Genomic DNA, 25360 nt, shown 5'->3' on the forward strand with positions numbered 1-25360 from the left:
AGGAAGGTCAAAAGCTTCCACCACAGAGTTGGCGCCCCGTCCGGGGACGACGCGCTATCGCGCACGAAACAGCGGGTGTTGACGACCTCCATCGGGCCTTTTGAGGCGTATCAGAAAGGCCACGATCGTTTTGCAGCGGGCAGGGTGAGGATGAGCGCAGCGAATCGCATCGGCCTCACGGAATGATCCGGGCCCCGATGCGTTTCGCTGCGCTCAACACATCCTACCCTCTTCGTGTCTTCCTTCGGGTCTTCGTACGCTTCGTGGCTAAGACCATCAGGGCCTTAGCAGCGGGCCCTCGACGGCGTCGCGGGCCTCGCGGCCGGCGAGCTGTTCGATCAGGGTCAGGGCGAAGTCCATCGCGGCACCCGGGCCACGGCCGGTGATCAGGCGCCCGTCGATCTCCACCGGGGCGCCAGTGGACGGGATCCCCGCCTCGTCCAGCGCGCCGGTGAAGGCCGTCACGGTGCGCCCCTCCAGCAGCCCGGCCTCGGCCAGCGCCTTGGGCCCGGCACAGATCGCGGCCAAGTGGCCATCGCGTTCGGCCTGCGCCCGCAGCAAACCCTGCACCCGGGCGTCGTCGCGCAGGTGATTGGCGCCGGGCAGGCCACCCGGCAGGACGATCAGGTCAAAGGACCGATCCAGCACCTGATCAACCGTGGTATCCGGCTGGATCACCGTGCCCCGCGAGCAGGTCACCGGCCCCGGCTCCAGCCCGGCCACGGTGACCTCGAATTGCGCCCGGCGCAGCAGGTCGATGATCGTGACCGCCTCCAGTTCCTCGGCCCCGGCGGCCAGGGGCACCAGTACGTTCGGCATCAATCCTCCCTGTCCACCGCGCTCAGCGGCGGTTGTAGAAGTTCAGGCCCTTCAGGAGATTCAGCGCCTCGTTCATACCGTAATCGCGCTCGGCCAACGTCTCGCCATTGTCTTCGTCCGCATCCACAGATTCCGGCAGGCCGTCACGGCCCATGCGGGCACCGCCATTTTCGCTGTCGGAGCGCTGCACCACGAGCTGCTGCAGGCGGATGTCCGGGTCAATCCCGTCCTCGTTGATGGCACGGCCATCAGGCGTGAAGTAACGCGCGGTGGTCAGCTTGATCCCGGTGTTCTGGGTCAGCGGCAGGATGGTTTGCACCGAACCCTTGCCGAAGGTGTTCTGACCCATAACCACGGCCCGCCGGTGGTCCTGCAACGCACCCGCCACGATCTCGGAGGCGGAGGCCGATCCGCGATTGACGAGGACGACCATCGGCGCGCCCTTGAGAACATCCCCCGGCGAGGCCTGGTAGCGGAACTGCGAATCCTCCAGCCGACCTTCGGTGTAGACGATCAGGCCTTCTTCGAGGAAGGCGTCCGAGACGCCCACAGCGCCCGTCAGGATGCCACCGGGGTTGTTGCGCAGATCCAGCACGAGCCCCTGCAGCTCGCCCTGTTCCTGCAGGTCTTCGATCGCCCGCACCAAGTCGCGTGCCGTGCGCTGCTGGAAATTGCTGATGCGTACGTAGCCGAAGCCGTCCTCCAGGATCTCGGAGCGCACGCTCTGCACCTGGATCACGTCGCGGGTGATGGTGATTTCTTTCGGGCGGTCCTCGCCATCGCGCAGGATGGTCAGGGTGATGTCCGAGCCTTTCTCGCCGCGCATCTTGGCGACCGCGTCGGACAGGGACATACCCTTCACCGACTCGCCATCCAGGCGAATGATCAGGTCACCGGCCTCGACCCCGGCACGGCTGGCCGGGGTGTCATCGATCGGCGCGATGACCTTGACGAAGCCGTCTTCCATGCCAACCTCGATGCCCAGACCGCCAAACTCGCCGGAGGTCCCGACCTGCATGTCCTCGAAGTCCTGTTCGTCCAGATAGGCCGAATGCTGGTCAAGACCGGACAGCATCCCCTGGATCGCATTGTCCAGGAGATCCTTGTCTTCGACCTCGGTGACGTAATTGCGCTTGATGCGCATGTATACGTCAGTGAAGCGCTGCAGATCTTCTACTGGCAAAGCGGATTGCGCGCCATTGTCGCGGTCGGCGTAGACCGCCACCGAGACACTCAACATGACCCCGACAACCAGTCCGACGATCAGGGAGTATCCGGTGCGACAAGACTTGCTCATTACCTTTCCTCGTTCACTTGAGGTGATTTGTGTGAAGATGGTAGCACCCGCAATGTGACGGCTGCCTGAATGCACGCCACCGATCGGCCTTTTGCCGGGGCATGGGCGCATTCCATCTTTTTCCCTCTACTGAGAGGGCCACCAGCTCTCGGGGTTCAATGGTCCGCCGTTGTGACGGATCTCGAAGTAAAGCCCGGGCGCAATCGCCTCGCTGCCCTCGCCCGCCACGGCCAGTTGCTCGCCAGCACCCACGGTCTCGCCTTCCGCCACCAGGATCTCCTCTACGTTGGAGTAGAGCGTCAGGTAGCGCTCCCCATGATCGACGATCACCAGGAAGCCGTAGCCCTGCATCCAGTCGGCGTAGACCACCTGGCCGTAGTGCACCGCGCGTACCGCCGTGCCGTTATCGACCGCCAGCACCGCGCCACGCCAGCGCGAGCGCAGGCGGCTGCCACGGGACTCGTTGAAACTGCGGATCACGCGGCCTTCGGCCGGACGCGGAAGCTCGCCCTCCAATTCCACGAAGGCCACGTCCGGCCGTTCGGGGGTGGACTCGCGGGGTGCCGCGGCACGCGCCGCGCTGCGAGCCTCGACCTCCTCGATCACCGTCTCCAGGGTCTCGGCATTGCGCGCCAGGCGCTCCAGTTCCAGCGACTCGTCCTCGATCACCGCCTCCAGCTCCGCCATCGCCTGGCGCTGGTGCGCCTCCTCGCGTTCCAGATCCGCGACCGCCGCGCGGGCCTGCTCTTCCCGTTCTGCCAGCACCGCCCGCTCCCGCGCGAGGTTCCCGCGCGCCGTCTCCAGCGCCTCGATGCGGTCGCGCAACACGACCAGGGCCTGCTCGCGCGCCTCGCGGATGCGCGCGGCAAACGCGGCCTGATGGCGGTGCTCCGCAGACTGACCGTCGCTCCGTCCGGGATGGCGTTCGCCCTGCCACTGATCGCGCACCAGGCGGGCCGCGGCGCGGCGTTCTGCCTCCAGCCGCTCCCGGGCCTCGTCCACACGGTCCTCCTGGTCGGCGACCACCGCCTCCTGACGCGAACGCGCCCGCGCCAGCTCGCGCAGCTCCTGGCGCGAGGCCTCGGTCCCGCGAGCAGCCTCCGCGAGCAGCCCTTCCAGATGCTGCAGGGCCGCGTAACGCTCTTCCTGGCTACGCTCCAGGTCCTGGATGGCCTCGCGCGTCTCGCGCAGCTCCGCCTCCGGTTCCAGCGCCACGGCGCTGACCGGCCACAGAAAACAGAGCAACGCACCGCACCACAAAAGGGCGCGTGAACCGCTTGGATGACTCAAGATTGCGCAAATTCGCATATCGGGGTACGTTTAGGTTCTTATATTCTGACCCAGTTGCGAGGGCCTTCCCTCGCGAGCAAGAGAGGCATGCCGTGAGCAACGAAACGGTTGAAGACGAAATGTACGTCGAAGACGGTTTGATGTCCCAGGACGAAGACATCGAGCGGGCCTCGCGCTCGCTCAAGGCCATGTCCCACCCGCTGCGTCTGAAGATCCTCTGCATTCTCGGCGATCGCGAAATCAGCGTACAGGAAATCGTCGATCAGGTCGGGACGTCGCAGAGCAACATCTCGCAGCATCTCGGCATCCTGCGCGACAAGGGCATCCTCGCCACGCGCAAGGACGCCAACCGGGTCTACTACCGGGTGGGGGACTCCCGGACCCTGCGCCTGATCGGTATGATGCAGGACGTTTTCTGCAGTTCCTGACACCCACCCCTCCGATCCGGTCTCCCGAATGCTTGAACGCCTGCCCGAATTTCTCGCCAACCACCCCATCCTGACCGGCGCCCTGCTGGCGGTGATCGGGATGATCCTGTTCGTCGAACTGCGACGCCTGAACCGCAAGTATCGCTCGCTCTCGCCGGTCGAGGCGGTGCGCGTGATCAACCAGGACGACGCCCTGGTGCTGGATGTGCGCGAGGACAACGAAGTCGCCTCCGGGCGCATCGGCGGCGCCAAGCATATCCCGCTCGGCAGCCTGAAAAAGCGCATGGGCGACATCGAGAAATACAAGGACAAACCGGTAGTGGTGTACTGCCGCAGCGGCAACCGCTCCGCCAGCGCCGCGCAGCAACTGACCGCGGCCGGGTTCGAGGACGTAGTCAACCTGCAGGGCGGCATCCAGGCCTGGCAATCGGCCAACATGCCCATCAAGAAGAAGTAATGCAGTTCGAGGTCTACTCCAGCGGGCGCTGTCCATTCTGCCTGCTCGCGCGGCGCCTGCTCAATCAGCGTGGCTACCCGTTCGCGGAGTACGCCGTCGACCGCGAACCCGGTCTGCGCGCAGAGATGGAACAGCGCGCCGCCGGCCGTAGCTCGGTCCCGCAGATCTTTCTCGGCGACACACACATCGGCGGCTTCGACGAACTGCAGGCGATGGACAGTAACGGCCAACTGGCGCGCCTGGCCAGCGAGGCCGGCCTCGAAGGCCCGACCGACAACGCCTCCGGATAACACGCGCCGCCGCCGGCAACGGGCGGCAAACGGGATCGCCCCGGCGACCCCGAAAAACACCGCTCATCCCCCTTACAATGCCCCGATTCCAGACGACTGCGAGACAACATCATGGCTGAAGAGAAGAATTCCCCGAAGAGCGGCAACGGCGCGGCCCAGGCCGAACAGAGTGACCGGCCCGACTTCTCTATCCAGAAGGTCTTCATCAAGGACCTGTCCTTCGAGGCGCCGGAATCCCCCGAGGTATTCATGCGCGAGTGGAAGGGCGAGACCAACATCCAGCTGAACACCAACGCACGTCCGATCGACGAGGCCGCCGGCGCCTTCGAGGTGGAACTGGGCCTGACCGTGACCACCGAATCCGACGGCAAGACCGCCTATCTGGTCGAAATCAAGCAGGCCGGCGTGTTCATCCTGCGCAATTTTGCCGAGGATCAGCGCAACCACCTGCTGGGTGCCTACTGCCCCAACGTGCTGTTCCCGTTCGCCCGCGAAACGGTGGCCGACCTGGTGCTCAAGGGCGGCTTCCCGCAGCTCCTGCTACAGCCGGTCAACTTCGAGTCGCTGTATGCCCAGCACCTGCAGGAACAGAAGCAACAGGCCGGCGGGGAACAGGCCGAGCCCACGCAACAGGCCTGACGCGAGGCGCAACCGATGCGTATCGCGGTCCTCGGAGGCGGCTGCTGGGGCACGGCGCTGGCGGTGCATGCGGCCCGCCTGCATGCCGACGTCGCCCTGTGGGTGCGCAATGACGCCACGGCCGGGCAACTGGAACGCGAGCGCGAGAACGCCCGCTACCTTCCCGGTCTGCGCCTCCCGGACAACCTGCGCGTCAGCGCCGACCCGGCGACCATCGAGGGCCGCGACCTGGTCCTGATCGCAGTCCCCTCCGGCGCCTTCCGCGAAACCCTGCGCTGGATCGCCCCGCGCCTCGCACGCGACCAGGTGGTCGCCTGGGCCACCAAGGGCCTGGAGACGGCAACCGGGGCCTGGCTGCACGAGATTGCCGAACAGGAACTGGGGCCCGAGCGCCCGCCCGCTCTGATCTCCGGGCCCTCCTTCGCCGCCGAGGTGGCGCAGGAGCAGCCGACCGCGCTGTCCGTGGCCTCCAGCGACGAGGGCCACATGGACTGCCTGGTTACGGCCCTGCACGGGCGCTCGCTGCGCCTGTACCGCAATACGGACGTGATCGGCGTGGAACTGGGCGGCGCGCTGAAGAACGTGCTCGCGGTGGCCACCGGTATTGCCGACGGCGCCGGGTTCGGGGCCAATGCGCGCGCCGCACTGATGACCCGCGGGCTGGCCGAGATCCAGCGCTTCGGCGCGGCGGTCGGCGCACGCCCGACCACCCTCACCGGCCTCTCCGGACTGGGGGACATGATCCTCACCTGCACCGACAACCAGTCGCGCAACCGGCGCCTGGGCCGGATGCTGGGCGAAGGCCTAGATCTCGACACCGCCCGCGCGCGGGTGGGACAGTCGGTGGAGGGCGTAGAGACCGCCCGGGTCGCTGTGGCGCGGGCGAAGGCACTGGAAGTGGACATGCCGATCTGCGCCGAGGTGCACGCGGTGCTCTACCAGGGCCGCCCGGTGCACGACACTGTGCGCCGGCTGCTGGAACGCGACGCCACCCGCGAAGAGGACTGACCCGCGTCCGCAAAAGCCCCGCGCGACACCCGCACAATCGCCCGTACGCTCCGGTCGGACTACCGTGGCCCTCACACGCGAACGCAACGGAGAACCGCATGAGCAAGGCCTGGAAGGAACTGGACCTGGAAGGTGGCGGCCTGCAGGCGGTCAACGCCCGCCTCGCTCGCGAGATGCGCACCCGCCCTGCGGCCTACGCTGCGTGGATCCTGTTCCCGCTCGGGCTGCATCGCTTCTACCTGCACGAGCCGCTGGGCGGCGCCGGCTTCCTGGCACTCAGTGCGGCCACCCTGGCCCTCGCCGGATTTGGCCCCGCCGCCTGGTGGTTGCTACCGCTGATTATTGGCGTGTCATGGGCGCTGGTGGACCTGTGGTGGATCGACCGTCGGGTGACCGACTACAACAAGGAGCTACGCAAGCAGCTCTTCCTGCGCAAGGGCCACAAGCCACCGCAGGACTACCGTGGCCGCTACACCAGCGACGAAGACGCCCGCCGCGAACTGGACGAATACCAGCAGATCAAGGAAGCCGAAAAGCCCGGGCAATCAGGCCTGGCCGGTCGCAACGACCCGGCCCGCGACGCCGGCGGCAAGCGCCGCATGCCCAGCTTCAACGAACAGGAAGCCATGCTGCGCCAGATGCGCAAGGACAAAAACAAAGGCGACGGGAACAACTGACCGCCGCCTTCACAAGTTCACCGAGGTTGCGCCGCCCCCGGTTGCGGCCACGCCCGACAGCATGGCCCGTGGCGCTCAGTTCTCGCCGGGGCGCCACACGCCACTGGCATCCTGCGGCGGCGGGGCGGTCTGCTTGCGGCTCTCGACGTCCACGAACACCGACTCGGTAAATTCGGAGAGCTGCTTGAGGTACTCCTTGCGCTCGTTCACCGACTCCGGCATCTGCGCGACCATGAACCCGGTGATCGCGCTCAGGTACTGCACGGCCACGATGGGTTGCTGCGCCTTCGGGTCCACCTCGGTCAGCAGATCCTGGACCTTCTGAATCAACTCGCCGGACAACTGCAGGGTATCGCTCATGGGGTTCCTCTCGCGGTTCGTGAAATCGTTGCGCACAGGCTACGGCAAGCCCCGCCACCCCGAAAGTGAACGCAAGATGCGCGGGCCTTTCCCTCCCTGGTGTGTTCAACACGAAGCGCGCGAAGGCTCGAAGAAGGTAAGTTCAAGAGCGATTTGAACCACAGAGGGCACGGAGAGAATCAGGGTTGAAGGGCAAGGCGGATCGAACGGCGCCTTCGCCACCCAGGCGTTACCGCGTTCCTTTCTTTCCTCCGTGCCTTCTGTGGTGCAAAGGCTTTTGACCTTCTTCGTGTGCTTCGTGGTGGAAAACTGGGACCGTCAGGAGCGACGAGGGTCGTCGTCTTCGTCACGGGCCTCGGGGGCATCGTCGTCCATATCAAAGTCCTCGTGGACGCGATCCGGCGGAATGGTCCACGGCTCGCTGGGGGCGACCGTATGCTCGCCCGGGCGTGGGGCATAGCGCTCGTCTTCCAGGGCGCGCATCAGGCCCACCACCATCATCAGCATCACCAGCGAGAACGGCAGCGCGGCCAGGATGACTGCATTCTGCAAGACCTCCAGCCCGCCGGCCAGCAGTAGCACGCCGGTCACCAGACCGATCATCGCACCCCACAGGATCAGGTGGATCGCCCGATGTTCAGTGGAGCCATGGGCCAGAAGGGTGTTGATGACCACGATGCCGGCATTGGCCGAGGTCAGCAGGTAGGTCGCGATCAGCACCGTAATCAGGACGGCCCCGCTCTTCGCGATCAACCAGGGTTCCAGGGTCTCCATGGTGGCGAAGGTTGCCATGGTCAGGTCCTCCGCCACCTGATCGGCAATGTTCGCGATGCCCTCAACCTCGGCGTGCAGGGCCGTACCGCCCAGCAGCGCGAGCCAGAAGAAGGTGATCAGGGTCGGCACCAGCAGCACACCCATCACGAACTCGCGCAGGGTGCGCCCGCGCGAGATGCGCGCGATGAACAGCCCGACGAACGGCGCCCAGGCCAGCCACCAGCCCCAGTAGAAGACCGTCCAGTCGGAGTGCCACTCGTCCAGGTGGTGCGCATGGGTGTACAGCGACAGCCCCAGCAGGTTCTGCATGTAACTGCCACTGGACTGCACCACCAAGGCCAGCAAGTACTGGGTTGGACCCCATACCAGCAGGAGTCCAAGCAGAGCGACACTAAGCCACAGGTTGGCCTGGCTGACCCGCTGCACCCCGGCCTGCATCCCGGCCACCACCGACACGATCGCGGTCACCGTCAGCAGCGCCGTCAGCAGCAGGAGACCGCGATCCCCTTCCAGCGAGAGGCCCACGGTATGCGCCAACCCGGCCTCCAGCTGCTGGATACCCAGCCCCAGAGTCGTTGCGATCCCGAAGACCGTGGCCACGATGGCGAGCAGATCCACCAGATCGCCCGGCCAGGTATGACTGTACTTGCCGATCAGCGGGTGCAGGGCCGAGCGCAGCGCCAGCGGCTGGCCCTTGCGGAAGCTGAAATAGGCCAGGATCAGTGCCAGCAGCGCGAACACACCCCAGGCATTCAGCCCCCAGTGGAAATACGTCAGCACCATCGACATGTCGGCGGCGGCCGCCTGGTTGCCGTTCTCGGCCAGAAACGGGTTGCCGCCGTAATGCGACAGCGGCTCGGCCACCGCCCAGAACAGCAGGCCGACGCCCATGCCGGCGGCGAACAACATCGACAGCCAGGACAGCGTGGTGAACTCCGGGACCTCGTCGTCGCGCCCCAGGCGCACGTCCTTGTAGCGCCCGACCCCGAGCCAGATCACCATGACCAGGAAGAAGGCCATGATCACCACGTAGTACCACTCCAGCAGCGGCGTCACGAAGGCGCGCGCATCCCCCACCACTGCGCCCAGCTGCTCGGTTCGATAAACCCCCAGCAGGGCGATGATCACCACAAGCATCAGCGCCAGCGGCGCAACACGCGGGTTCAGCCCCTTGAACGGGCCGCGGGTGGCAACGTTGTACATCTCGCGTCCTTTCGCTTGCGCGATGGATGTATTTCAGGACCGGACCTTTGCCGATCCAGGCCGGCAGATCAAGGGCCGGTGGCGCCCGCCGGTTGTACGCGGATGCCCATGCGGAAATCCTGAATGACCTGATGCACGAACGCCAGCTTGGCGATCGCGGTAGCGGTCAGCACGAAGGGGTAGACATGCGAGTGACCCATGCTGCGATTCAGGCTGTTCAGGGCGCTGACCAGCGGCAGCCAATGCTCCAGAAGCAAATCGAAGTCCACCGTGGCATAGGCATCAAAAGCCGGCAGATTCCCCTGCGCGCCCAGCCGCGCCGACGGCCCGGCGACGGGTTCGATGTCCATGTTGTAGGCGGAGGCCGTGTCCAGCGTATCCACGATGTGCATATAGTGGGCCCAGGTCTCGGCCCAGTCTTCCCAGGGGTGGGAGCTGGCATAGGCGGACACGAACGAGGCCTGCCAATCCGCCGGCGGACCACCGGTGTAATGGCGCCGCAGGGCCTCGTCGTAGTCCGCACGCTCGTCGCCGAAGCGCTCGCGAAAATCGGTATGCCAGTGGCTACCGCGAATCAATCGATCCCAGTAGTAGTGCGCGGACTCATGGCGAAAGTGGCCGAGAATGGTGCGATAGGGTTCGGCCATCGCCTCGCGCATGCGCTCGCGCACCGCGGGATCGGCCTCGGCGATATTGATGGTAATGAGCCCATGCGAATGGCCGGTGACCACGCCCCCGCCCTCGCGGAACTCCGGGGCCGGATCGGCCAGGAAATCAAACGCAATCCCCCCAGGATCGCTTTTCCGCGGCACCACCGGCAGGCCCAGGCGCAACAGGCCATATACCAGGCGTCGCTTCTCGGCCTCCAGACGCTCCCACAGCCGCGCATTGCCCGGCACACTGAGGTCCGGGATGGTGCGATTCAGGCGGCAGGCGCGACAGAACGGCTCGGCTTCTTCATGTGGCACCATCCAGTTGCACACCGCGTCTACCGCATAGTGCCGGCACTGGCGATAAAACAGCCCGTCCGGCTCGTCCGCCACCCGCCACAGGCCACCGGGGATCGGGCGCCCACGGGCGCCCACGGCCTCCCCCGCCGGCACCAGGGCGGAGACCTCCAGGCGGTCCGGCAGGAATCCCAGCCGGTGGCCGCAGCGGGTACAGAAGGTGTTGTCGAAATACACCCCCTGCCCACAGACCTCGCACTCGAATAACTGCATCGCGCTCCCCGTTGGCTGGCCTGCCGAGGATGTCCAGGCGGCAGGCATGCCTTCAGACTACGCCGATCCCGTGGCGCCGTCGCGGCGGCACGCACCACCGCAGACGGCAGTCAGTCCCCCTGTACGCCGGACAAAAGCCCGTCCACTCGCTCCAGCACCAGTGGATGGGACAGGATGCCGGCGTGCGTGGTCGCCACCCCGAAGACCGAGGCCGCCTCGCGCTGCGCAGGCGGGTGCAGCATGCTGGCGAGAGTGACCACCCCGTCCGCAGTGGCGCGCGCGCCTCCCTCCCCGCGCTGGTAGCCAAACAGCAGGTGCAGCTCGGTCACCTCCGTGTTGGCATCCGCGAACAGGCCTTCCAGGTAATCGCTGCCCGGGGCCATGTCGCGCCATACCGGAATGACCACCGGCGAACGATCGACACCCTGCTGGGCGCGTTCGTGTCCGGCCCAGGGGGTGGACAGGGTGATCATCGCCGGCACGGTCGCCGCCGCCTCGCGCCGGGCGCGCTCGTTCAGGAAGCCGCGCGCGATCAGCCCGCCCATGCTGTGTGCCACCACCGGCAGTGACTCGACGCCGTGGCGCACCTCCAGCTCCTCGACCACCTGTGCCAGGTGCGCCGCGGCCGACTGCAGTGGCAGCCCGGAGGCGTAATAGTAGAACCACGGCTGGTAACGCTCTCGGTCAAGCCCCTCCAGCAGCCCGGCGAAGTCCCGCGGCGAGCCGTTCATCCCGTGCACGAACAGCACGGGCGTCCGAGCGGGATCGTATGGCTCAAGAAAGTACACCCCGGCATACCCCGCCAGCACGAAATCCAGGGGGCGCCACTGGCTGCCCCGCGCCACCTCGTTCGCGAAACGCGGATCCTCCAGATGGGCGATCTCGCCGTAGGCCGTCACCCGGCCCAGGCTCAGCGGCGCCGCGCCGTCCCCAGGACCCCGTGTATCCGGCAGGCGAATGGCGTGCGCCAGGCGATCATTCCCGTTCACGCGGATATCGATCCCGGTCAGCCGACCGCCAGGACCACAATCCAGCGAATCGCCGCCCGCGACGTGCTGGACCGGTGCGCCGGCCGGATGCGTGCGATCACCATCCTCGTCGCGGAAGGCCAGCACGCTGTAACGACCAGGCTCCAGGGCAAAGAACCAGCTCCCGCCGCGCGCGCTCACCACGTGGTCCGCCGGTTCGGGCACAACGGCGCCGGCGACCGGCTCGCGGAACACCGCCACCACATAGGGCCCGGTCCGTTCCGACCCATCCGCCCCTTCGTTCGATCCTACCGTACCGCTGATCACACAGGCCCCGCCCATCCGCGCCAGCTGCTCGCGCGCATCCAGCAGCGAACACCCCACCAGTCCCATCACCACCGCCAGGACCGCATACACCCGCAACACACCCATTCCGAACATCCCTATCCGACAGCTCCCAGACCCCGAGTGTAGCGAGCCGGCAATCGTGGCGCTGCCTGGTGCCCACCTACCGCAACATCCGCCCCCCTGCCGCAAGATCTTGGAAGCCACCCCCACGTGAACCAGCCAGACTTACAGGCAAAAGCCGCTCCGGACGGACACCCGCCCGGTCAGCCACACCACGACACGCCCACCCGGAGCGCGCCGGGTGAAGCCATGACCCACAGGAGGTGCACCATGTTCAAACGCGATATCCCACCCACCGCGGCCATACCCCGCCTTGCCTCTGCCGCCGCCCTCGCGCTGGTCGCCGCCTGGACGGTCGCGACGGCGGACCAGGGCCCGGCCTTCATCCACGAACCTGATTCCCCCGAGCTCGAATGGGGCCCGTGCCCGGACTTCATGCCGGATGGCTGCCGGCTCGCCGTGCTGCAAGGTGACCCGGCGCAGCCCAATGCCGACGTCTTCTTCCTCCTCCCCGGCAACAGCACCGCGCCCCACCACTGGCACACCAGCGCCGAACGCATGGTGCTCGTCAGCGGCGAGATGCAGGTCGACTACGACGACCAGGACCCGGTCGTGCTCCGACCCGGCACCTATGCCTACGGACCGGCCCGGCTGGCACATACCACCCATTGCACATCGGACGAGGACTGCATCCTGTTCATCGCCTTCGAGGAACCGGTGGACGCCCACGCCAGCCACGACGACTGACCCCGTCACGGTCCAATCACCACCGCCGGATGCGGCCGCGCGCGGCTGCTCCCGGACCCAAAAAAGGCCCGCACGGGGCGGGCCTTGTTGGATCGGAACAGCGACAACCCGGTCAGGCAGCAGCGGCAGCCCGGGTAAAGGCAAGCTGGTCGCCAGCCAGTTCCACCTCGATGGTATCGCCGGGGCCGAATTCGCCGGACAGCAACGACTGGGCCAGCGGGTTTTCCATCTGCGTCTGGATGGCCCGCTTGAGTGGACGCGCGCCGTACACCGGGTCGAAACCGGCGGCGCCCAGGTGATCGAGCGCGGCGTCGGTGATGGTGAGCCCCAGATCGCGCTCCTCCAGACGCTTGCGCAGGAACTGCAGCTGGATGCCGGCAATCGCCCGGATCTGCTCGCGCTCCAGCGGGTGGAACACCACCACATCATCCACGCGGTTGATGAACTCGGGGCGGAAGTGCTGCCCGACGATCTCCATCACCGCGGCCTTCATTGCGTCGTAGTTCGCCTCGCCGGCCATCTCCTGGATCTGCTGCGAGCCGAGGTTGGAAGTCATCACGATCACCGTGTTGCGGAAGTCCACGGTGCGCCCATGACCGTCCGTCAGACGACCATCATCCAGCACCTGCAACAGCACGTTGAAGACATCCGGATGCGCCTTCTCGACCTCGTCCAGCAGGATCACGGAGTACGGCTTGCGGCGCACGGCCTCGGTCAGGTAGCCGCCCTCCTCGTAGCCGACATAGCCCGGGGGCGCCCCGATCAACCGCGCCACCGAGTGCTTCTCCATGAACTCGGACATGTCGATGCGCACCATGGACTCTTCGGTGTCGAACAGGAATGACGCCAGCGCCTTGGTCAGCTCCGTCTTGCCGACCCCGGTCGGGCCGAGGAACAGGAACGAGCCATTCGGCCGGTTCGGATCGGACAGGCCCGCCCGCGAACGGCGGATGGCGTTGGCCACCGCGCGCACGGCTTCCGTCTGGCCGACCACGCGATCACCCACGGCCTCTTCCATGCGCAGCAGCTTGTCCTTCTCGCCCTCCAGCATCTTGGAGACCGGGATGCCGGTCCAGCGCGCAACCACCTCGGCGACCTCCTCGTCGGTCACCTTGGTGCGCAGCAACTGGGTCTCCTGGCTCTCCATCTCGTGGGCCATGGCCAGGGACTTCTCCAGATCCGGGATGCGCCCGTACTGCAACTCGGACATGCGCGACAGGTCGCCGGCACGGCGGGCGGTCTCCAGCTCGGTACGTGCGCGCTCGAGCTCTTCCTTCAATTGTGCGGCGCCGGAGACCGAGGCCTTCTCGGACTTCCACACCTCTTCCAGATCGGAGAGCTCGCGCCCCAGGCGATCGATCTCGCCCTCCAGGGTATCCAGCCGCTTCTTCGAGGCGTCGTCGGATTCCTTCTTCAGGGCCTCGCGTTCGATCTTCAGCTGAATCAGGCGCCGTTCCAGGCGATCCATGACCTCGGGCTTGGAGTCGATCTCCATGCGGATCCGCGAGCTGGCCTCGTCGATCAGGTCGATCGCCTTGTCCGGCAGCTGGCGGTCGGTGATGTAACGCTGCGACAGCTGCGCAGCGGCGACGATCGCCGGGTCGGTGATCTCGATCCCGTGGTGGACCTCGTAGCGCTCCTTCAGACCGCGCAGGATAGCGATGGTGTCTTCCAGCGTGGGCTCGTCGACCACCACCTTCTGGAAACGGCGTTCCAGCGCGGCGTCCTTCTCGATGTTCTGGCGGTATTCGTCCAGCGTGGTCGCGCCGATGCAGTGCAGCTCGCCACGTGCCAGCGCCGGCTTGAGCATATTGCCGGCGTCCATTGCGCCCTCGGCCTTGCCGGCGCCCACCAGCGTATGGATCTCGTCGATGAACAGGATCACGCGACCCTCTTCCTGCGACAGCTCCTTGAGCACGGATTTCAGCCGCTCTTCGAAATCGCCGCGGTACTTGGCCCCGGCCAGCAAGGCGCCCAGATCCAGCGCAAGCACGCGCTTGTCCTTCAGGCCCTCGGGCACCTCGCCGTTGATGATGCGCTGGGCCAGGCCCTCGACAATCGCGGTCTTGCCGACCCCGGGCTCGCCGATCAGCACCGGGTTGTTCTTGGTGCGCCGCTGCAGGACCTGGATCGAACGGCGAATCTCCTCGTCACGCCCAATCACCGGATCGAGCTTGCCCTGCTCGGCGCGCTCGGTGAGGTCGATGGTGTACTTGTCCAGCGCCTGGCGGTTCTCCTCGGCGTTCGGGTCGTCCACCTGGGCACCGCCGCGCATGTCGTCCACGGCCTTCTCCAGGGAGTCCTTGTTGGCGCCGGCGTTGCGCAGCATCTCGCCCACACCGGCCTTCTCGGCGATCGCCGCGAGCAGGAACAGCTCGCTGGGGATGTACTGGTCCTTGCGCTCCTGGGCAAGCTTGTCGCAGACATTCAGCATGCGCCCCAGGTCATTGGATACATGCACCTCGCCTGCGGCACCCTCCACCCTGGGCAGGCGGTCCAGCGCCTCGCCCAGCGCGGAGCGCAGCTGGCGCACGTTGGCGCCGGCGCGGTCGAGCACGTGGCGGATGGTGCCGCCCTCCTGGTCCAGCAAGGCCAGCAGGAGGTGGGCCGGTTCGATGAACTGGTGATCGCGGCCTACCGCGAGCGATTGTGCGTCCGCGATGGCGGACTGGAACTTGGTCGTCAGGCGATCCATTCGCATTGGGAAACCCCTCGGTCAAATCTGGGTGAACTGACACCAATGATGGGGACAATCCCCCGACCTTCAAGGATAGACGGACGCAACCGCCCGCATCAGACAAACGCCAACACCGTCACGAACGAACGTCGGGGCGGCGCGCGGAGGTCGCCACGGCCCCTGCGGGGCCTCGCAATGACGGGGGCAGGAAAAAGCACCGTCATCGCGAGGCGCGCAGCGACGCGGCGATCTCCATGGGTAACCCTCGCGCCGGACCGAGCGCCGGGGTTATCGCAGGTGGCCGGGATCGACCCAGACGAGGGTGCCCATGCGGCCGGTCTCGCCATCGCGGCGGTAGGAAAAGAAGGTATCCGCCTCGCTGAAGGTGCAGCGTCCGCCACCGGCGACCTGCGCCACCCCGGCCCGCTGCAGGCGCTGCCGGGCCAGCAGGTAGAGATCCGCCAGCAGGCGGCCCTCGGCGCCGGGGCAGAACGCGGCAACCGCCTCCGGGTCGTGCGCGACAAAGGCCTCGCGGACCTCGGGGCCCACCTCGAAGGCCGCGGGGCCAATGGCCGCCCCCATCCAGGCCTGGATCGGCATCCCCGGGCGCAGCGTCTTCAGGGCCTCCACGCTGGCCTCCAGCACCCCGTCGGCCAGCCCGCGCCAGCCGGCATGCGCCACCCCCACTGCCGCGCCATCGGCGGTCGCCAGCACCACCGGAAGGCAGTCGGCGGTCTGCACCGCACAGACGACCCCGGGCCGGTCGCTGACCACCGCATCGGCCTCGGCCGCGTCGCCGGCCTCCAGCGCCGCGTGCAGGGTGTCGGCGTTGGTCACGCCGGTGCCGTGGACCTGGCGCGGCCAGGTGATCGGCGCGCCCAGCCCCAAAGACTGTTCCAGCCGACGCCGATTCTCCGCCACATGCTCCGGGTCATCGCCGGTATGCAGCGCCAGGTTCAGCGCGGCCCAGGGCCCGGTACTGACGCCGCCCACCCGCGTGGTCTGGACCGCGCGCACGCCGGCCGGCAGTTCGCCGGGGGACGGCGCCAGCAGGGGCAGGGTCTCAGGCATCACCGGTCTCCCGGGCATCGGCGCGCAGGGCTGCAAGCAGGCCCTCGAAGTCCTCCGGTAGCGGGGCCTCGAACGCGCAGGGTTCGCCGCTGGTCGGGTGCTCGAACTCCAGGCGCGCCGCATGCAGGGCCTGACGCTTGAAGGCCGCCACCGTGGCCTTGGCCGCCTCACCCATACCCTTGACCGGCCGCGGGCGTCCGCCGTAGGTCAGGTCGCCCACGATCGGGTGGCGGATATGCGCCATGTGTACGCGGATCTGGTGGGTACGGCCGGTCTCCAGACGCACGTTCAGCAGGGTATGGGCGGGGAAGCGTTCGGCCACGCGGTAATGCGTGACTGCAGGTTTGCCACCGCCGGTCACCGCCTGGCGCTTGCGATCCACCGGGTGGCGCCCGATCGGCTCCTCGATGGTGGCACCGCTGATCACCCGACCCTGGACCAGCGCGCGGTACTCACGGTGCACGCTGCGCGCCTGCAACTGGCGCACCAGGGCGGTCTGCGCCTCCGGGGTACGCGCGACCACCATCAGTCCGGTGGTGTCCTTGTCCAGGCGGTGGACCACGCCCGCGCGCGGCAACTGCGCCAGTTCCGGGGCATGGTGCAGCAGGGCATTGACCAGTGTGCCGTCGCGATGCCCGGCTGCCGGGTGGGCCACCAGCCCGGCCGGCTTGTTGATCACCAGCACCGCCGCATCCTCGTACAGGACATCCAGCGCTATGGCCTCGGGCTGCGCCGCCAGCACCGGGGCGTCCGGCGCGATCAGTTCCACCCGCTCACCCCCTCGAACCGGCGTGCGCGGGCGCGGCGAGGCGCCGTCCACCCGCAGCGCGCCCTCCTTCAGCCACTGGGTCAACTGGCTGCGCGAATACTCGGGGAACAGCTGCGCCAGCGCGGCATCCAGGCGCTGCCCGGCCGACTCCTCCGGCAGATGGGCCTCACGCGGTTCACTCATTGCGCAGCCTCCCGCTCGTCGCCATCGGGGCTTGATGTTGTAGAATCCTTGGACTTTGGTTCATCTGTGAGGCCTCGCCGTGATTTCTGTCCCGCACCTATCGCGCCTGCTCGTCGTTCTGTTCGTGGCGCTCGTGGTCGCCGGCTGCGCCGGGCGCGAAGACCCCACGCTCGGCTGGTCCGCCAGTCAGCTCTACGGCGAGGCCAAGAACGCCCTGAACGAGGGCAATTACGATCAGGCCGTCGAATACTACGAAAAACTCGAGGCGCGCTACCCGTTCGGGCGCTACGCCCAGCAGGCGCAGATCGAGATTCCCTATGCCTACTACAAGGCCGGCGAGCCGGAACCCGCCCTGGCGGCCGTGGACCGCTTCGTGCAGCTGAACCCGCGGCATCCGAACCTCGATTATGCGTACTACCTGCGCGGGCTGATCAACTTCAACCGCCAGCAGGGCTTTCTCGCCAACCTGTTCCCGCGCGACCCGGCCGAGATGGACCCGGAACCCTTCGACCAGGCCTTCCAGGACTTCGACCGCCTGATCCGCGAATTCCCGGACAGCCGCTACGCCCCGGACTCCTACCAGCGCATGCTCTACATCCGCAATGCACTGGCCGCCTACGAGCTGCGCGTGGCAGAGTTTTACATGGAACGTACCGCCTGGGTCGCCGCGGCCCAGCGCGCGCGCAACGTGGTGGCCACCTATCCCGGGGCCGAGGTGATGCCGAAGGCCCTGGCCGTGCTGCACCGCGCCTACACCGAACTCGGCCTGGAAGACCATGCCGAGAACACCATGACGGTGCTGGAACTGAACTACCCGGATGCCGCCGTCGCCGTGCGCGCCGGCGAACCGGTGGAACTGGAAGGCGAGGAACGCCGCGGCCTGTGGCGCGTGATGGACCGCATCCCCTTCCTGACGAATTAAGCGGGGAAAGCGGCGCAACCGTAAAGCCATCCCCGGCCGGCGCCCCGCACCACCTTGGGGGTGGCACCATCATTGCGAGGAGGCGAAGCCGACGTGGCAACCTCTTGATGTTCGCAGAGCGCCGGGATCCAGTGGTTCCGGACGGAGGTTACTCGCTACGCTCGCCCTTCGGGCCGGCCTGCGGCCGTTCAACGCAGCTTCGCTGCTTTTGTGCCACGGCCCCTGCGGGGCCTCGCAATGACGATGCCCGTAACTCCGCCCTGCTAGAGGGCCTCGCTGCCCTCTTCGCCGGTGCGGATGCGGACCACGCGCGACATGTCGGACACGAAGATCTTGCCGTCCCCGATCTTGCCGGTGCGCGAGGCCTTCACGATCGCGTCGATGCAGGGATCGACACGGTCGTCGTCCACCACCAGTTCCAGCTTCACCTTGGGCAGGAAGTCGACCACATATTCCGCGCCCCGGTAGAGTTCCGTGTGGCCCTTCTGGCGCCCGAAACCCTGAACCTCGGTCGCGGTCATGCCGGCAATGCCCATCTCGGTCAGGGCCTCGCGGACATCTTCCAGCTTGAACGGCTTGATGATCGCCTCGATCTTCTTCATGCGAATCCCTTTGGTTGAGCCCGCTGCGCGGGCGCTTGTCTCACATCTGGAAGTGTATCAAACCCCCGGCGCTGCGCTGGCCGATCCGCCCCGGCGCGGTCCGAGGCCCCCGTCATTGCGAGGCGCGCAGCGCCGTGGCGATCTCCGTGGGTGCCCCGATGCCGGCCAAGGCGGACATCGGTGGTTCCGGACGGAGGTTACTCGCTACGCTCGCCCTTCGGGCCGGCCTGCGGCCGTTCAACGCAGCTTCGCTGCTTTTGTGCCGCGTCGGCTTCGCCTCCTCGCAATGACGGTGCCCGCGTCCGCCGTCGCGTATCGCTCAATCCGGACGATACCCCGAGGTAATCGGGTAGCGCCGGTCGCGGCCGAAGGCGCGCGGGCTGACCCGCACCCCCGGCGCGGCCTGGCGGCGCTTGTACTCGGCGATGAACACCATGCGCGCGATGCGCTCCACCGTGGGGCGGTCGAAGCCCTGGGCGACGATCTCGGCGACCGACCGCTCCTGCTCGACGAAGGCCTCGAGGATCGCGTCCAGCACATCGTATGGCGGCAGCGAGTCGGCATCCTGCTGGTCCGGCGCCAGCTCGGCGCTGGGCGGGCGCTCGATCACCCGCGGCGGGATCGCCGCGCCGCACGTGTTGCGCCAGCGTGCCAGGCGGTACACCCACTGCTTGGAGACGTCCTTCAGTGGCGCGAAACCGCCATTCATGTCGCCGTACAGCGTGGAATAGCCCACCGCCATCTCGGACTTGTTGCCGGTGGCCAGCAGCAGCTTGCCGCTGCGGTTGGACAGCGCCATCAGAAGCACGCCGCGAGCGCGCGCCTGCAGGTTCTGTTCGGTCACGTCTCCCGCCCCGGCCGGATACGCCGCCAGGGCATCCCCGAGCCCGGCCATGAAGCTCTCCACCATCGGCTCGATGGCGATCTCGTGGTATTCGAGGCCCAGAAGCCGCGCCTGCGCCTCCGCATCCTCGATGCTCATCGAGGCGGTGTAACGATAGGGCATCATCACCGCGGTCACCGCCGCCGGGCCCAGCGCATCCGCCGCCAAGGCCGCGGTCAGGCCGGAGTCGATGCCGCCAGACAGGCCCAGCAATACCCCCGGGAAGCCGTTCTTGCTCACGTAGTCACGGATGCCGATCATCAGCGCCTGATAGAGGTCACGGGCGTCCGCCTCGTCCGGTTCCGGGCCGGGGTCGGTCAGGGTCGGAAGAATGTCGCAGGCGGACAGATGCATGTGCTCGTCGCGGGATCGCAGGACCGGCCCCTGCGCACTGCGACTTGCCTCTACCTGGCCCTGGCCGGTGGCCCAGGCGGGCAGCACGGCGCGGGCCCCGTTGACCGGGTCGTGCACGAACGAGCGGCCGTCGAACACCAGTTCGTCCTGCCCGCCCACCTGGTTCACGTAGACCACCGGGCAGCCGGTCTCGGCCACCCGCGCCCCGACCACCTGCAGGCGTTCCTCGGCCTTGCCGCGGTGGTAGGGCGAGGCGTTGAGATTCAGCAGGAGCTCGGCCCCGGCAACCTGCGCCCCGGCGGCCGGACCCGGCTGCCAGATGTCCTCGCAGACGGTCAGCCCGATCTGCCAGCCATCCAGCTCGACCACGCAGGGGGCATCGCCAGCAACGAAATAGCGCTGCTCGTCGAATACCGAATAGTTAGGCAGAACCTGCTTGGCGTAGCGCGCGATACAGGCCCCGTCGCGCAGCCACAGGGCCGCATTGATCAGGCCGCCATCTCCCTGCACCGGGGCACCCAGGATCACGTCGATATCCCGCGCCGCCCTGGTGATCGCCACCACCGCGCGCTCCACGCCCAGCAGGAAGGCCGGGCGCAGCAGCAGATCCTCGGGGGGATAGCCGGTGACCGCGAGTTCGGGGAAAACCACCGCGCGGGCGCCACCGGCACGGGCCTGCTCGATGGCCTCGAGGATTTGGTGGCGATTGTCGTCCAGCCCGCCCACGACCGGATTGATCTGGGCCAGGGCCAGACGCAGAGGCTGGTCCGAGGTCATCGGCGACTCAGGCGCGGGCGAGCGCGGACTGCATCGCGGCGCCCAGCTCGGCCGGGCTCTCCGCCACGGTCGCCCCGGCCTCGCGCAGGGCCGTCATCTTCTGCTCCGCGGTACCCTGGCCACCGGCGATGATCGCGCCGGCATGACCCATGCGCCGCCCCGGGGGCGCCGTGGCGCCGGCAATATAGGCGGCTACCGGCTTGTCGAATTCGTCCGCGATGTAACGTGCGGCGCGTTCCTCGGCATCACCGCCGATCTCGCCCACCATCAGCACGCCGTCGGTCTCCGGGTCATCGCGGAACAGGCGCAGGCAGTCGACAAAGTCGAGGCCCTGGATCGGGTCACCGCCGATGCCCACGCAGGTGCTCTGACCAAGCCCGAGGTCCGAGGTCTGCTTGACCGCCTCGTAGGTCAGGGTGCCCGAGCGCGAGATGATGCCGATGCGCCCGCGGCTGTGGATATAGCCGGGCATGATCCCGACCTTGCAGGCCTCCGGGGTGATGATGCCCGGGCAATTCGGGCCGATCAGGCGCGTGGGGCTGCCGGCCAGTACCTGTTTGACCCGCACCATGTCCTGGACCGGGATGCCCTCGGTGATGCAAACGGCCAGTTCGATCCCGGCATCCGCCGCCTCGCAGATCGCGTCGGCCGCAAACGGCGCCGGGACGTAGATCATGCTGACCGTGGCGCCGGTCTGCGCCACCGCATCGGCGACGGTATCGAACACCGGCCGATCCAGGTGGGCCTGGCCGCCCTTGCCCGGGGTCACGCCCCCGACCAGGCGCGTGCCGTAGGCGATGGCCTGCTCCGAGTGAAAACTGCCCTGCTTGCCGGTGAAGCCCTGGCAGATCACCCGGGTGTCGCGGTCGACGAGGATGCTCATGCCACGGCCTCCACCACGGCGCGCGCCGCCGCGTCCAGATCGGCGGCCGGGATCACGTCCAGGCCGGAGTTGGCCAGCGCGGCGCGGCCCTGCTCGGCGTTGGTGCCCTCCAGGCGCACCACCACCGGCACCTGAACCTGGATCTCGCGGATCGCGGCGATAATGCCCTCAGCGATCAGGTCGCAGCGCACGATGCCGCCAAAGATATTCACCAGCACCGCCTTCACCGATGGGTCCGACAGGATCAGCTTGAACGCTGCGGTGACCCGCTCCACCGTCGTACCGCCGCCGACATCGAGGAAGTTGGCCGGCGAGCCGCCGTGGTGCTGGATCAGGTCCATGGTCGCCATTGCCAGCCCAGCGCCGTTGACCATGCAGCCAATCGAGCCGTCCAGGCGGATGTAGTTGAGGTCGTGCTCGTGCGCCTGTTCCTCGGCAGGGTCGCGCTGGCGCACGTCACGCTCCGCGAACAGCGCCTTCTGGCGGTAGGCAGCGGAGTCGTCGATGGTCAGTTTGGCGTCGATCGCCAGCAGCTGATCCTCATGGGTCAGCACCAGCGGGTTGATCTCGAGGAGCTGCGCGTCGAGCTGCTGGAACAGGGCATGGGCATTGGTCACCAGTTGCGCCATCGCCTTCGCCGCGTCGCCGGACAGGCCCAGAGTGGCGGCGACCCGGCGGCCGTGGAAGGGCATCACGCCGGTGGCCGGATGGATCGGCAAGGTCACCACGGCCTCGGGGCGCTCCGCCGCCAGGGTCTCGATGTCCATGCCGCCCTCGGCGGAGACCACCAGCGCCAGGCGCTCGCGCGAACGATCCACCAGCATCGCGAAATAGAACTCGCGGGCGATGTCCGCCGCCGGCTCCAGCAGCAGCTGGTCCACTGGCAGTCCGTCGGGGCCGCTCTGGCCGGTCACCAGGCGCGACCCCAACAGCTTTTCCGCCGCCTCGCGCGCAGCATCGGCGGAATCCGCCATGACCACGCCACCGGCCTTGCCGCGACCACCCGAGTGCACCTGGGCCTTGACCAGCGCGCGCTCGGCACCCAGCGCCTGCCAGGCCCCGGAGACCTGCTCGACGGCGTCGATCACCTGACCTTCGGGGACGGGGATACCGGCGTCGCGAAAGCGCGCCTTGGCCTGGAATTCGTGGAGATTCATGGGCGTCGAGGATAGCGGCGCAGCCCCGGCCCGACAACTGCGGGAGGCGCGCGCGAAGGAGAGTGTTCTTAAGCGGCCTGGACCGGGATGCCGTTACCGGTGCGCACGATGCGGTTGCCGGCGTCGAGATAGACCAGGTCGGGCGTGAATTCGCGGGCCTCGGCGGCCTCCATCTGGCCATAGGCACAGATGATCACGCGATGGCCCACGGCGGCCTTGTGTGCGGCCGCGCCGTTGACCGAAATGATCCCGGAGCCGGCCTCGCCCTCGATCGCGTAGGTGGTAAAGCGCTCGCCGTTGTCGACGTTGTAGATCTGGATCTGCTCGAACGGCAGGATGCCGGCGGCGTCCAGCAGGCGCGTGTCGATGGCACAGGAGCCCTCGTATTCCAGCTCGCAATGCGTGACCCGGCCCTGATGCAGCTTGCCTTTCAGCATGGTGACAAACATACGGCGAATTCCCGGCTTGAACCTCGGAAGGGCGGAAAATTATCCGCGATCCCGGCGGATACGGCAAACGCGCCTTCTCGAGTCGATGGTTTTTCACCGTGAAGCGCGCGAAGACACGGAGAAATTCGAGGGCGATTTACAGGCAGGCTGGAAGACAGAACGAGTGGCAAAAAAGGAATGGACCCGGCGTTCGGGGGCCCGCAAGAACGTTACCGATTGTCAGCGCCCCGCAGCACCACCCTCACCCTTTAACCTGCCCGTCTTCTGTGGATGACTCTTGAATTTCTTCGTGTACTTCGGGGTAGCCGAAACAAGCAGCGTCAGTCGGTACGGGTGCGGACGTTGTCGATCAGGCGGACGCCTTCCAGCCAGACGGCGGCCAGGACCACCAGGTCCTGCTCGGCCAGGGGCACATCGGTTGCCGGCGCCATCAGATCTTCCGCACGGCGGATGGAGAGGTATTCGGGCTCGAAGCCGGCCTCGCGCAGACGCTCGCTGGCGCGGGCCTCCACCTCGGCGATGCGGTCGGCGTCCACTTTGGTGGCCGTGCGGCAGACGGTCGCCACCTCGTCCAGCACCCGCTTGAGCTCGGGTGCCACGGCCCGCGCCTCTTCCGACAGCTGGCTGTTGCGTGAACTGAAGGCCAGGCCATCCGGCTCGCGCACGGTCGGGACTGCCTCCACCCGGGTGGGGATGTCGAGCCCCTGCACCATGCGCTCGATCAACTTGAACTGCTGGTAATCCTTCTCGCCGAACAGGGCCAGATCCGGGCGCACCAGGTTGAACAGCTTGGTCACCACGGTGGCCACGCCCTCAAAGTGCCCCTGGCGATAGGCACCCTCCAGGATCTCGGAAAGCACCGGCACCACGACCTGCACCGGGGGCAGGCCGTCGGCAGGGTACATGTCCTCTTCACTGGGACAGAACAAGGCGTCCACACCGACATTCGTCGCCAGCCGGGCGTCCTCGTCGAGGGTGCGCGGATAGCGCTCCAGATCCTCGGCGCGGTCGAATTGCAGCGGATTGACGAAGATCGACACCACCACCCGCTGGGCCCGCGCCCGGGCATGCCGGATCACGGTCATATGGCCCTCGTGGAGGTTGCCCATCGTGGGCACCAGCGCCACGGTACCGCGCCCCTTGCGGGACCACTCTCGATGCATGGCCACCAGTTGCGGCCGATCACGCAGGATTCTCATGGGCCAGGATCCATCCTTTGGGAAACGCAGTTAACTGAAGGTATGCACGCCGGATTCGGGGAAGGCTCGCGCCCGCACCGCATCACAGTATCCGCGGACGGCGCCCTCCAGGGAACCGCCCTCGGCAAGGAAATCGCGCGCGAAGCGCGGCGGCTCGGGCGTCAGGCCGATCACGTCGGTCAAGACAAGCACTTGACCATCGCAACGCGGGCTGGCGCCAATCCCGATCACCGGGACCCCTGCACTGCGCACGATGACATCGGCCAGGCTTTCGGGGATACCCTCCAGCAGCAGGGCCTGGGCCCCGGCGTTCTCCAGCTGGGCGGCCAGGGATTCCAGCTCCGCCGCCGCCTTCGGGTCGCGCCCCTGCACGCGGTGCCCGCCGAGACGGTGCACCGCCTGCGGGGTCAGGCCCAGATGGGCACAGACGGGAATCCCGGCGGCGACCAGGCGCTCGACCACGGGGACCTCCATCGCGCCGCATTCCACCTTGACCATGTGAGCCCCGGCGCGCAGGAGCGCCCCGGACTGGATCAGCGCGGTAGCGGGATCGACATCGCCAAGGAACGGGATGTCGGCCATGATCAGCGCGTTCTCACTGCCGCGGGCCACGTTGGCTACATGGTAGACCATGTCCTCCAGCGTCACTGGCAAGGTGGTCGCATGCCCCTGGACCACCATGCCCAGGGAATCGCCGACCAGGATCACGTCGACCCCACAGCGATCCAGCAACCCGGCGAAGGCTGCATCATAGGCCGTGAGGCAAGCGATGGGTTCACCCGCATGCTTGCGCTGGGCCAGGGTATTCACGGTAATCGGACGCATGCTCATGCCTCCCGGGCAGTCCGG

The 25360-nt window shown here is 67.4% G+C and carries 25 protein-coding genes; 8 read left to right on the forward strand and 17 right to left on the reverse strand.

Features of this window, described 5'->3' with window-relative positions; genetic code table 11:
* Nucleotides 1-276: 276 nt before the first annotated feature.
* From F618_RS0103625 to F618_RS0103635, 3 genes are all read right to left on the reverse strand, one after another.
* Nucleotides 277-819, reverse strand: coding sequence for a DJ-1 family glyoxalase III (locus F618_RS0103625; RefSeq protein ID WP_018168097.1), 543 nt, complete (start codon nucleotides 817-819; stop codon nucleotides 277-279).
* A gap of 22 nt (nucleotides 820-841) precedes the next feature.
* Nucleotides 842-2116, reverse strand: a complete 1275-nt coding sequence (locus F618_RS0103630; RefSeq protein ID WP_018168096.1) for a S41 family peptidase — start codon at nucleotides 2114-2116, stop codon at nucleotides 842-844.
* 126 nt (nucleotides 2117-2242) lie between these two features.
* Nucleotides 2243-3424: a murein hydrolase activator EnvC gene (locus F618_RS0103635; RefSeq protein ID WP_038071118.1), complete on the reverse strand. Its 1182-nt coding sequence runs from the start codon at nucleotides 3422-3424 to the stop codon at nucleotides 2243-2245.
* A gap of 74 nt (nucleotides 3425-3498) precedes the next feature.
* On the opposite strand from F618_RS0103635, the gene F618_RS0103640 reads away from it, so the two are divergent.
* From F618_RS0103640 to F618_RS0103665, 6 genes are all read left to right on the forward strand, one after another.
* The gene (locus tag F618_RS0103640) at nucleotides 3499-3834 is read left to right on the forward strand and encodes a helix-turn-helix transcriptional regulator (protein ID WP_026182005.1); all 336 of its coding nucleotides are present in this window, start codon (nucleotides 3499-3501) and stop codon (nucleotides 3832-3834) included.
* A 28-nt stretch (nucleotides 3835-3862) separates the two neighbouring features.
* Complete coding sequence (locus F618_RS0103645) at nucleotides 3863-4291, forward strand: rhodanese-like domain-containing protein (protein WP_018144124.1); 429 nt, start codon at nucleotides 3863-3865, stop codon at nucleotides 4289-4291.
* Entirely contained in the window at nucleotides 4291-4581 is a 291-nt protein-coding gene (grxC, locus tag F618_RS0103650) for a glutaredoxin 3 (protein WP_019563815.1), read from the forward strand. Before F618_RS0103645 ends, grxC begins: the two co-directional genes overlap by 1 nt.
* Nucleotides 4582-4692: 111 nt before the next feature.
* The gene (gene secB / locus F618_RS0103655) at nucleotides 4693-5220 is read left to right on the forward strand and encodes a protein-export chaperone SecB (RefSeq protein WP_018938372.1); all 528 of its coding nucleotides are present in this window, start codon (nucleotides 4693-4695) and stop codon (nucleotides 5218-5220) included.
* Between the two features lie 15 nt (nucleotides 5221-5235).
* Complete coding sequence (locus F618_RS0103660; RefSeq protein WP_019563816.1) at nucleotides 5236-6228, forward strand: NAD(P)H-dependent glycerol-3-phosphate dehydrogenase; 993 nt, start codon at nucleotides 5236-5238, stop codon at nucleotides 6226-6228.
* Nucleotides 6229-6326: 98 nt separating this feature from the next.
* A complete protein-coding gene (locus F618_RS0103665) occupies nucleotides 6327-6905 on the forward strand; it encodes a hypothetical protein (protein WP_018168091.1) in 579 nt (192 codons plus the stop codon).
* Nucleotides 6906-6980: 75 nt separating this feature from the next.
* Here F618_RS0103665 and F618_RS0103670 read toward each other — a convergent pair whose 3' ends face one another.
* From F618_RS0103670 to F618_RS0103685, 4 genes are all read right to left on the reverse strand, one after another.
* Nucleotides 6981-7265 (reverse strand): hypothetical protein, encoded by a 285-nt coding sequence (locus tag F618_RS0103670; protein ID WP_018168090.1) that lies wholly within the window; start codon nucleotides 7263-7265, stop codon nucleotides 6981-6983.
* Nucleotides 7266-7583: 318 nt separating this feature from the next.
* Entirely contained in the window at nucleotides 7584-9242 is a 1659-nt protein-coding gene (locus F618_RS0103675; protein WP_018938370.1) for a BCCT family transporter, read from the reverse strand.
* Between the two features lie 68 nt (nucleotides 9243-9310).
* Nucleotides 9311-10462, reverse strand: coding sequence for a putative zinc-binding metallopeptidase (locus F618_RS0103680; RefSeq protein ID WP_018938369.1), 1152 nt, complete (start codon nucleotides 10460-10462; stop codon nucleotides 9311-9313).
* Nucleotides 10463-10572: 110 nt separating this feature from the next.
* Entirely contained in the window at nucleotides 10573-11862 is a 1290-nt protein-coding gene (locus F618_RS0103685; protein ID WP_019567774.1) for an alpha/beta hydrolase, read from the reverse strand.
* Between the two features lie 246 nt (nucleotides 11863-12108).
* On the opposite strand from F618_RS0103685, the gene F618_RS0103690 reads away from it, so the two are divergent.
* Nucleotides 12109-12585 carry a cupin domain-containing protein gene (locus tag F618_RS0103690; protein WP_019567775.1) on the forward strand — a complete coding sequence of 159 codons (477 nt, stop codon included), beginning with the start codon at nucleotides 12109-12111 and terminating at the stop codon, nucleotides 12583-12585.
* Nucleotides 12586-12697: 112 nt separating this feature from the next.
* Here the strand turns inward: F618_RS0103690 and clpB are convergent, their stop codons facing one another.
* The 3 genes from clpB to rluD form a co-directional block, all read right to left on the reverse strand.
* Nucleotides 12698-15280 (reverse strand): ATP-dependent chaperone ClpB, encoded by a 2583-nt coding sequence (gene clpB / locus F618_RS0103695; RefSeq protein WP_019567776.1) that lies wholly within the window; start codon nucleotides 15278-15280, stop codon nucleotides 12698-12700.
* Between the two features lie 270 nt (nucleotides 15281-15550).
* Nucleotides 15551-16333, reverse strand: coding sequence for a peptidoglycan editing factor PgeF (gene pgeF / locus F618_RS0103700; RefSeq protein ID WP_019567777.1), 783 nt, complete (start codon nucleotides 16331-16333; stop codon nucleotides 15551-15553).
* Nucleotides 16326-17285, reverse strand: coding sequence for a 23S rRNA pseudouridine(1911/1915/1917) synthase RluD (gene rluD / locus F618_RS0103705; protein WP_019567778.1), 960 nt, complete (start codon nucleotides 17283-17285; stop codon nucleotides 16326-16328). The genes pgeF and rluD overlap by 8 nt, the downstream gene beginning before the upstream one ends.
* 79 nt (nucleotides 17286-17364) lie before the next feature.
* On the opposite strand from rluD, the gene F618_RS0103710 reads away from it, so the two are divergent.
* Nucleotides 17365-18207, forward strand: a complete 843-nt coding sequence (locus F618_RS0103710; RefSeq protein ID WP_018144137.1) for an outer membrane protein assembly factor BamD — start codon at nucleotides 17365-17367, stop codon at nucleotides 18205-18207.
* 263 nt (nucleotides 18208-18470) lie between these two features.
* Here the strand turns inward: F618_RS0103710 and F618_RS0103715 are convergent, their stop codons facing one another.
* The 7 genes from F618_RS0103715 to panB form a co-directional block, all read right to left on the reverse strand.
* A complete protein-coding gene (locus tag F618_RS0103715) occupies nucleotides 18471-18809 on the reverse strand; it encodes a P-II family nitrogen regulator (protein WP_017940393.1) in 339 nt (112 codons plus the stop codon).
* Nucleotides 18810-19128: 319 nt separating this feature from the next.
* Nucleotides 19129-20823, reverse strand: coding sequence for an NAD+ synthase (locus tag F618_RS0103720; protein ID WP_019567779.1), 1695 nt, complete (start codon nucleotides 20821-20823; stop codon nucleotides 19129-19131).
* Between the two features lie 7 nt (nucleotides 20824-20830).
* Nucleotides 20831-21706 (reverse strand): succinate--CoA ligase subunit alpha, encoded by an 876-nt coding sequence (gene sucD, locus F618_RS0103725; RefSeq protein ID WP_018175814.1) that lies wholly within the window; start codon nucleotides 21704-21706, stop codon nucleotides 20831-20833.
* On the reverse strand, nucleotides 21703-22863 hold the full coding sequence (gene sucC / locus F618_RS0103730; RefSeq protein ID WP_019567780.1) for an ADP-forming succinate--CoA ligase subunit beta: 1161 nt from the start codon (nucleotides 22861-22863) through the stop codon (nucleotides 21703-21705). The genes sucD and sucC overlap by 4 nt, the downstream gene beginning before the upstream one ends.
* A 68-nt stretch (nucleotides 22864-22931) precedes the next feature.
* Nucleotides 22932-23312, reverse strand: a complete 381-nt coding sequence (gene panD, locus F618_RS0103735) for an aspartate 1-decarboxylase (RefSeq protein ID WP_018144141.1) — start codon at nucleotides 23310-23312, stop codon at nucleotides 22932-22934.
* A gap of 320 nt (nucleotides 23313-23632) precedes the next feature.
* A complete protein-coding gene (gene panC, locus F618_RS0103740) occupies nucleotides 23633-24511 on the reverse strand; it encodes a pantoate--beta-alanine ligase (RefSeq protein ID WP_019567781.1) in 879 nt (292 codons plus the stop codon).
* A 30-nt stretch (nucleotides 24512-24541) separates the two neighbouring features.
* Entirely contained in the window at nucleotides 24542-25336 is a 795-nt protein-coding gene (panB, locus tag F618_RS0103745) for a 3-methyl-2-oxobutanoate hydroxymethyltransferase (RefSeq protein WP_018952115.1), read from the reverse strand.
* Nucleotides 25337-25360: the final 24 nt, after the last annotated feature.

This window comes from Thioalkalivibrio sp. ALMg13-2, from assembly GCF_000381185.1.
GTDB classification, from domain to species: Bacteria; Pseudomonadota; Gammaproteobacteria; order Ectothiorhodospirales; family Ectothiorhodospiraceae; genus Thioalkalivibrio; species Thioalkalivibrio versutus.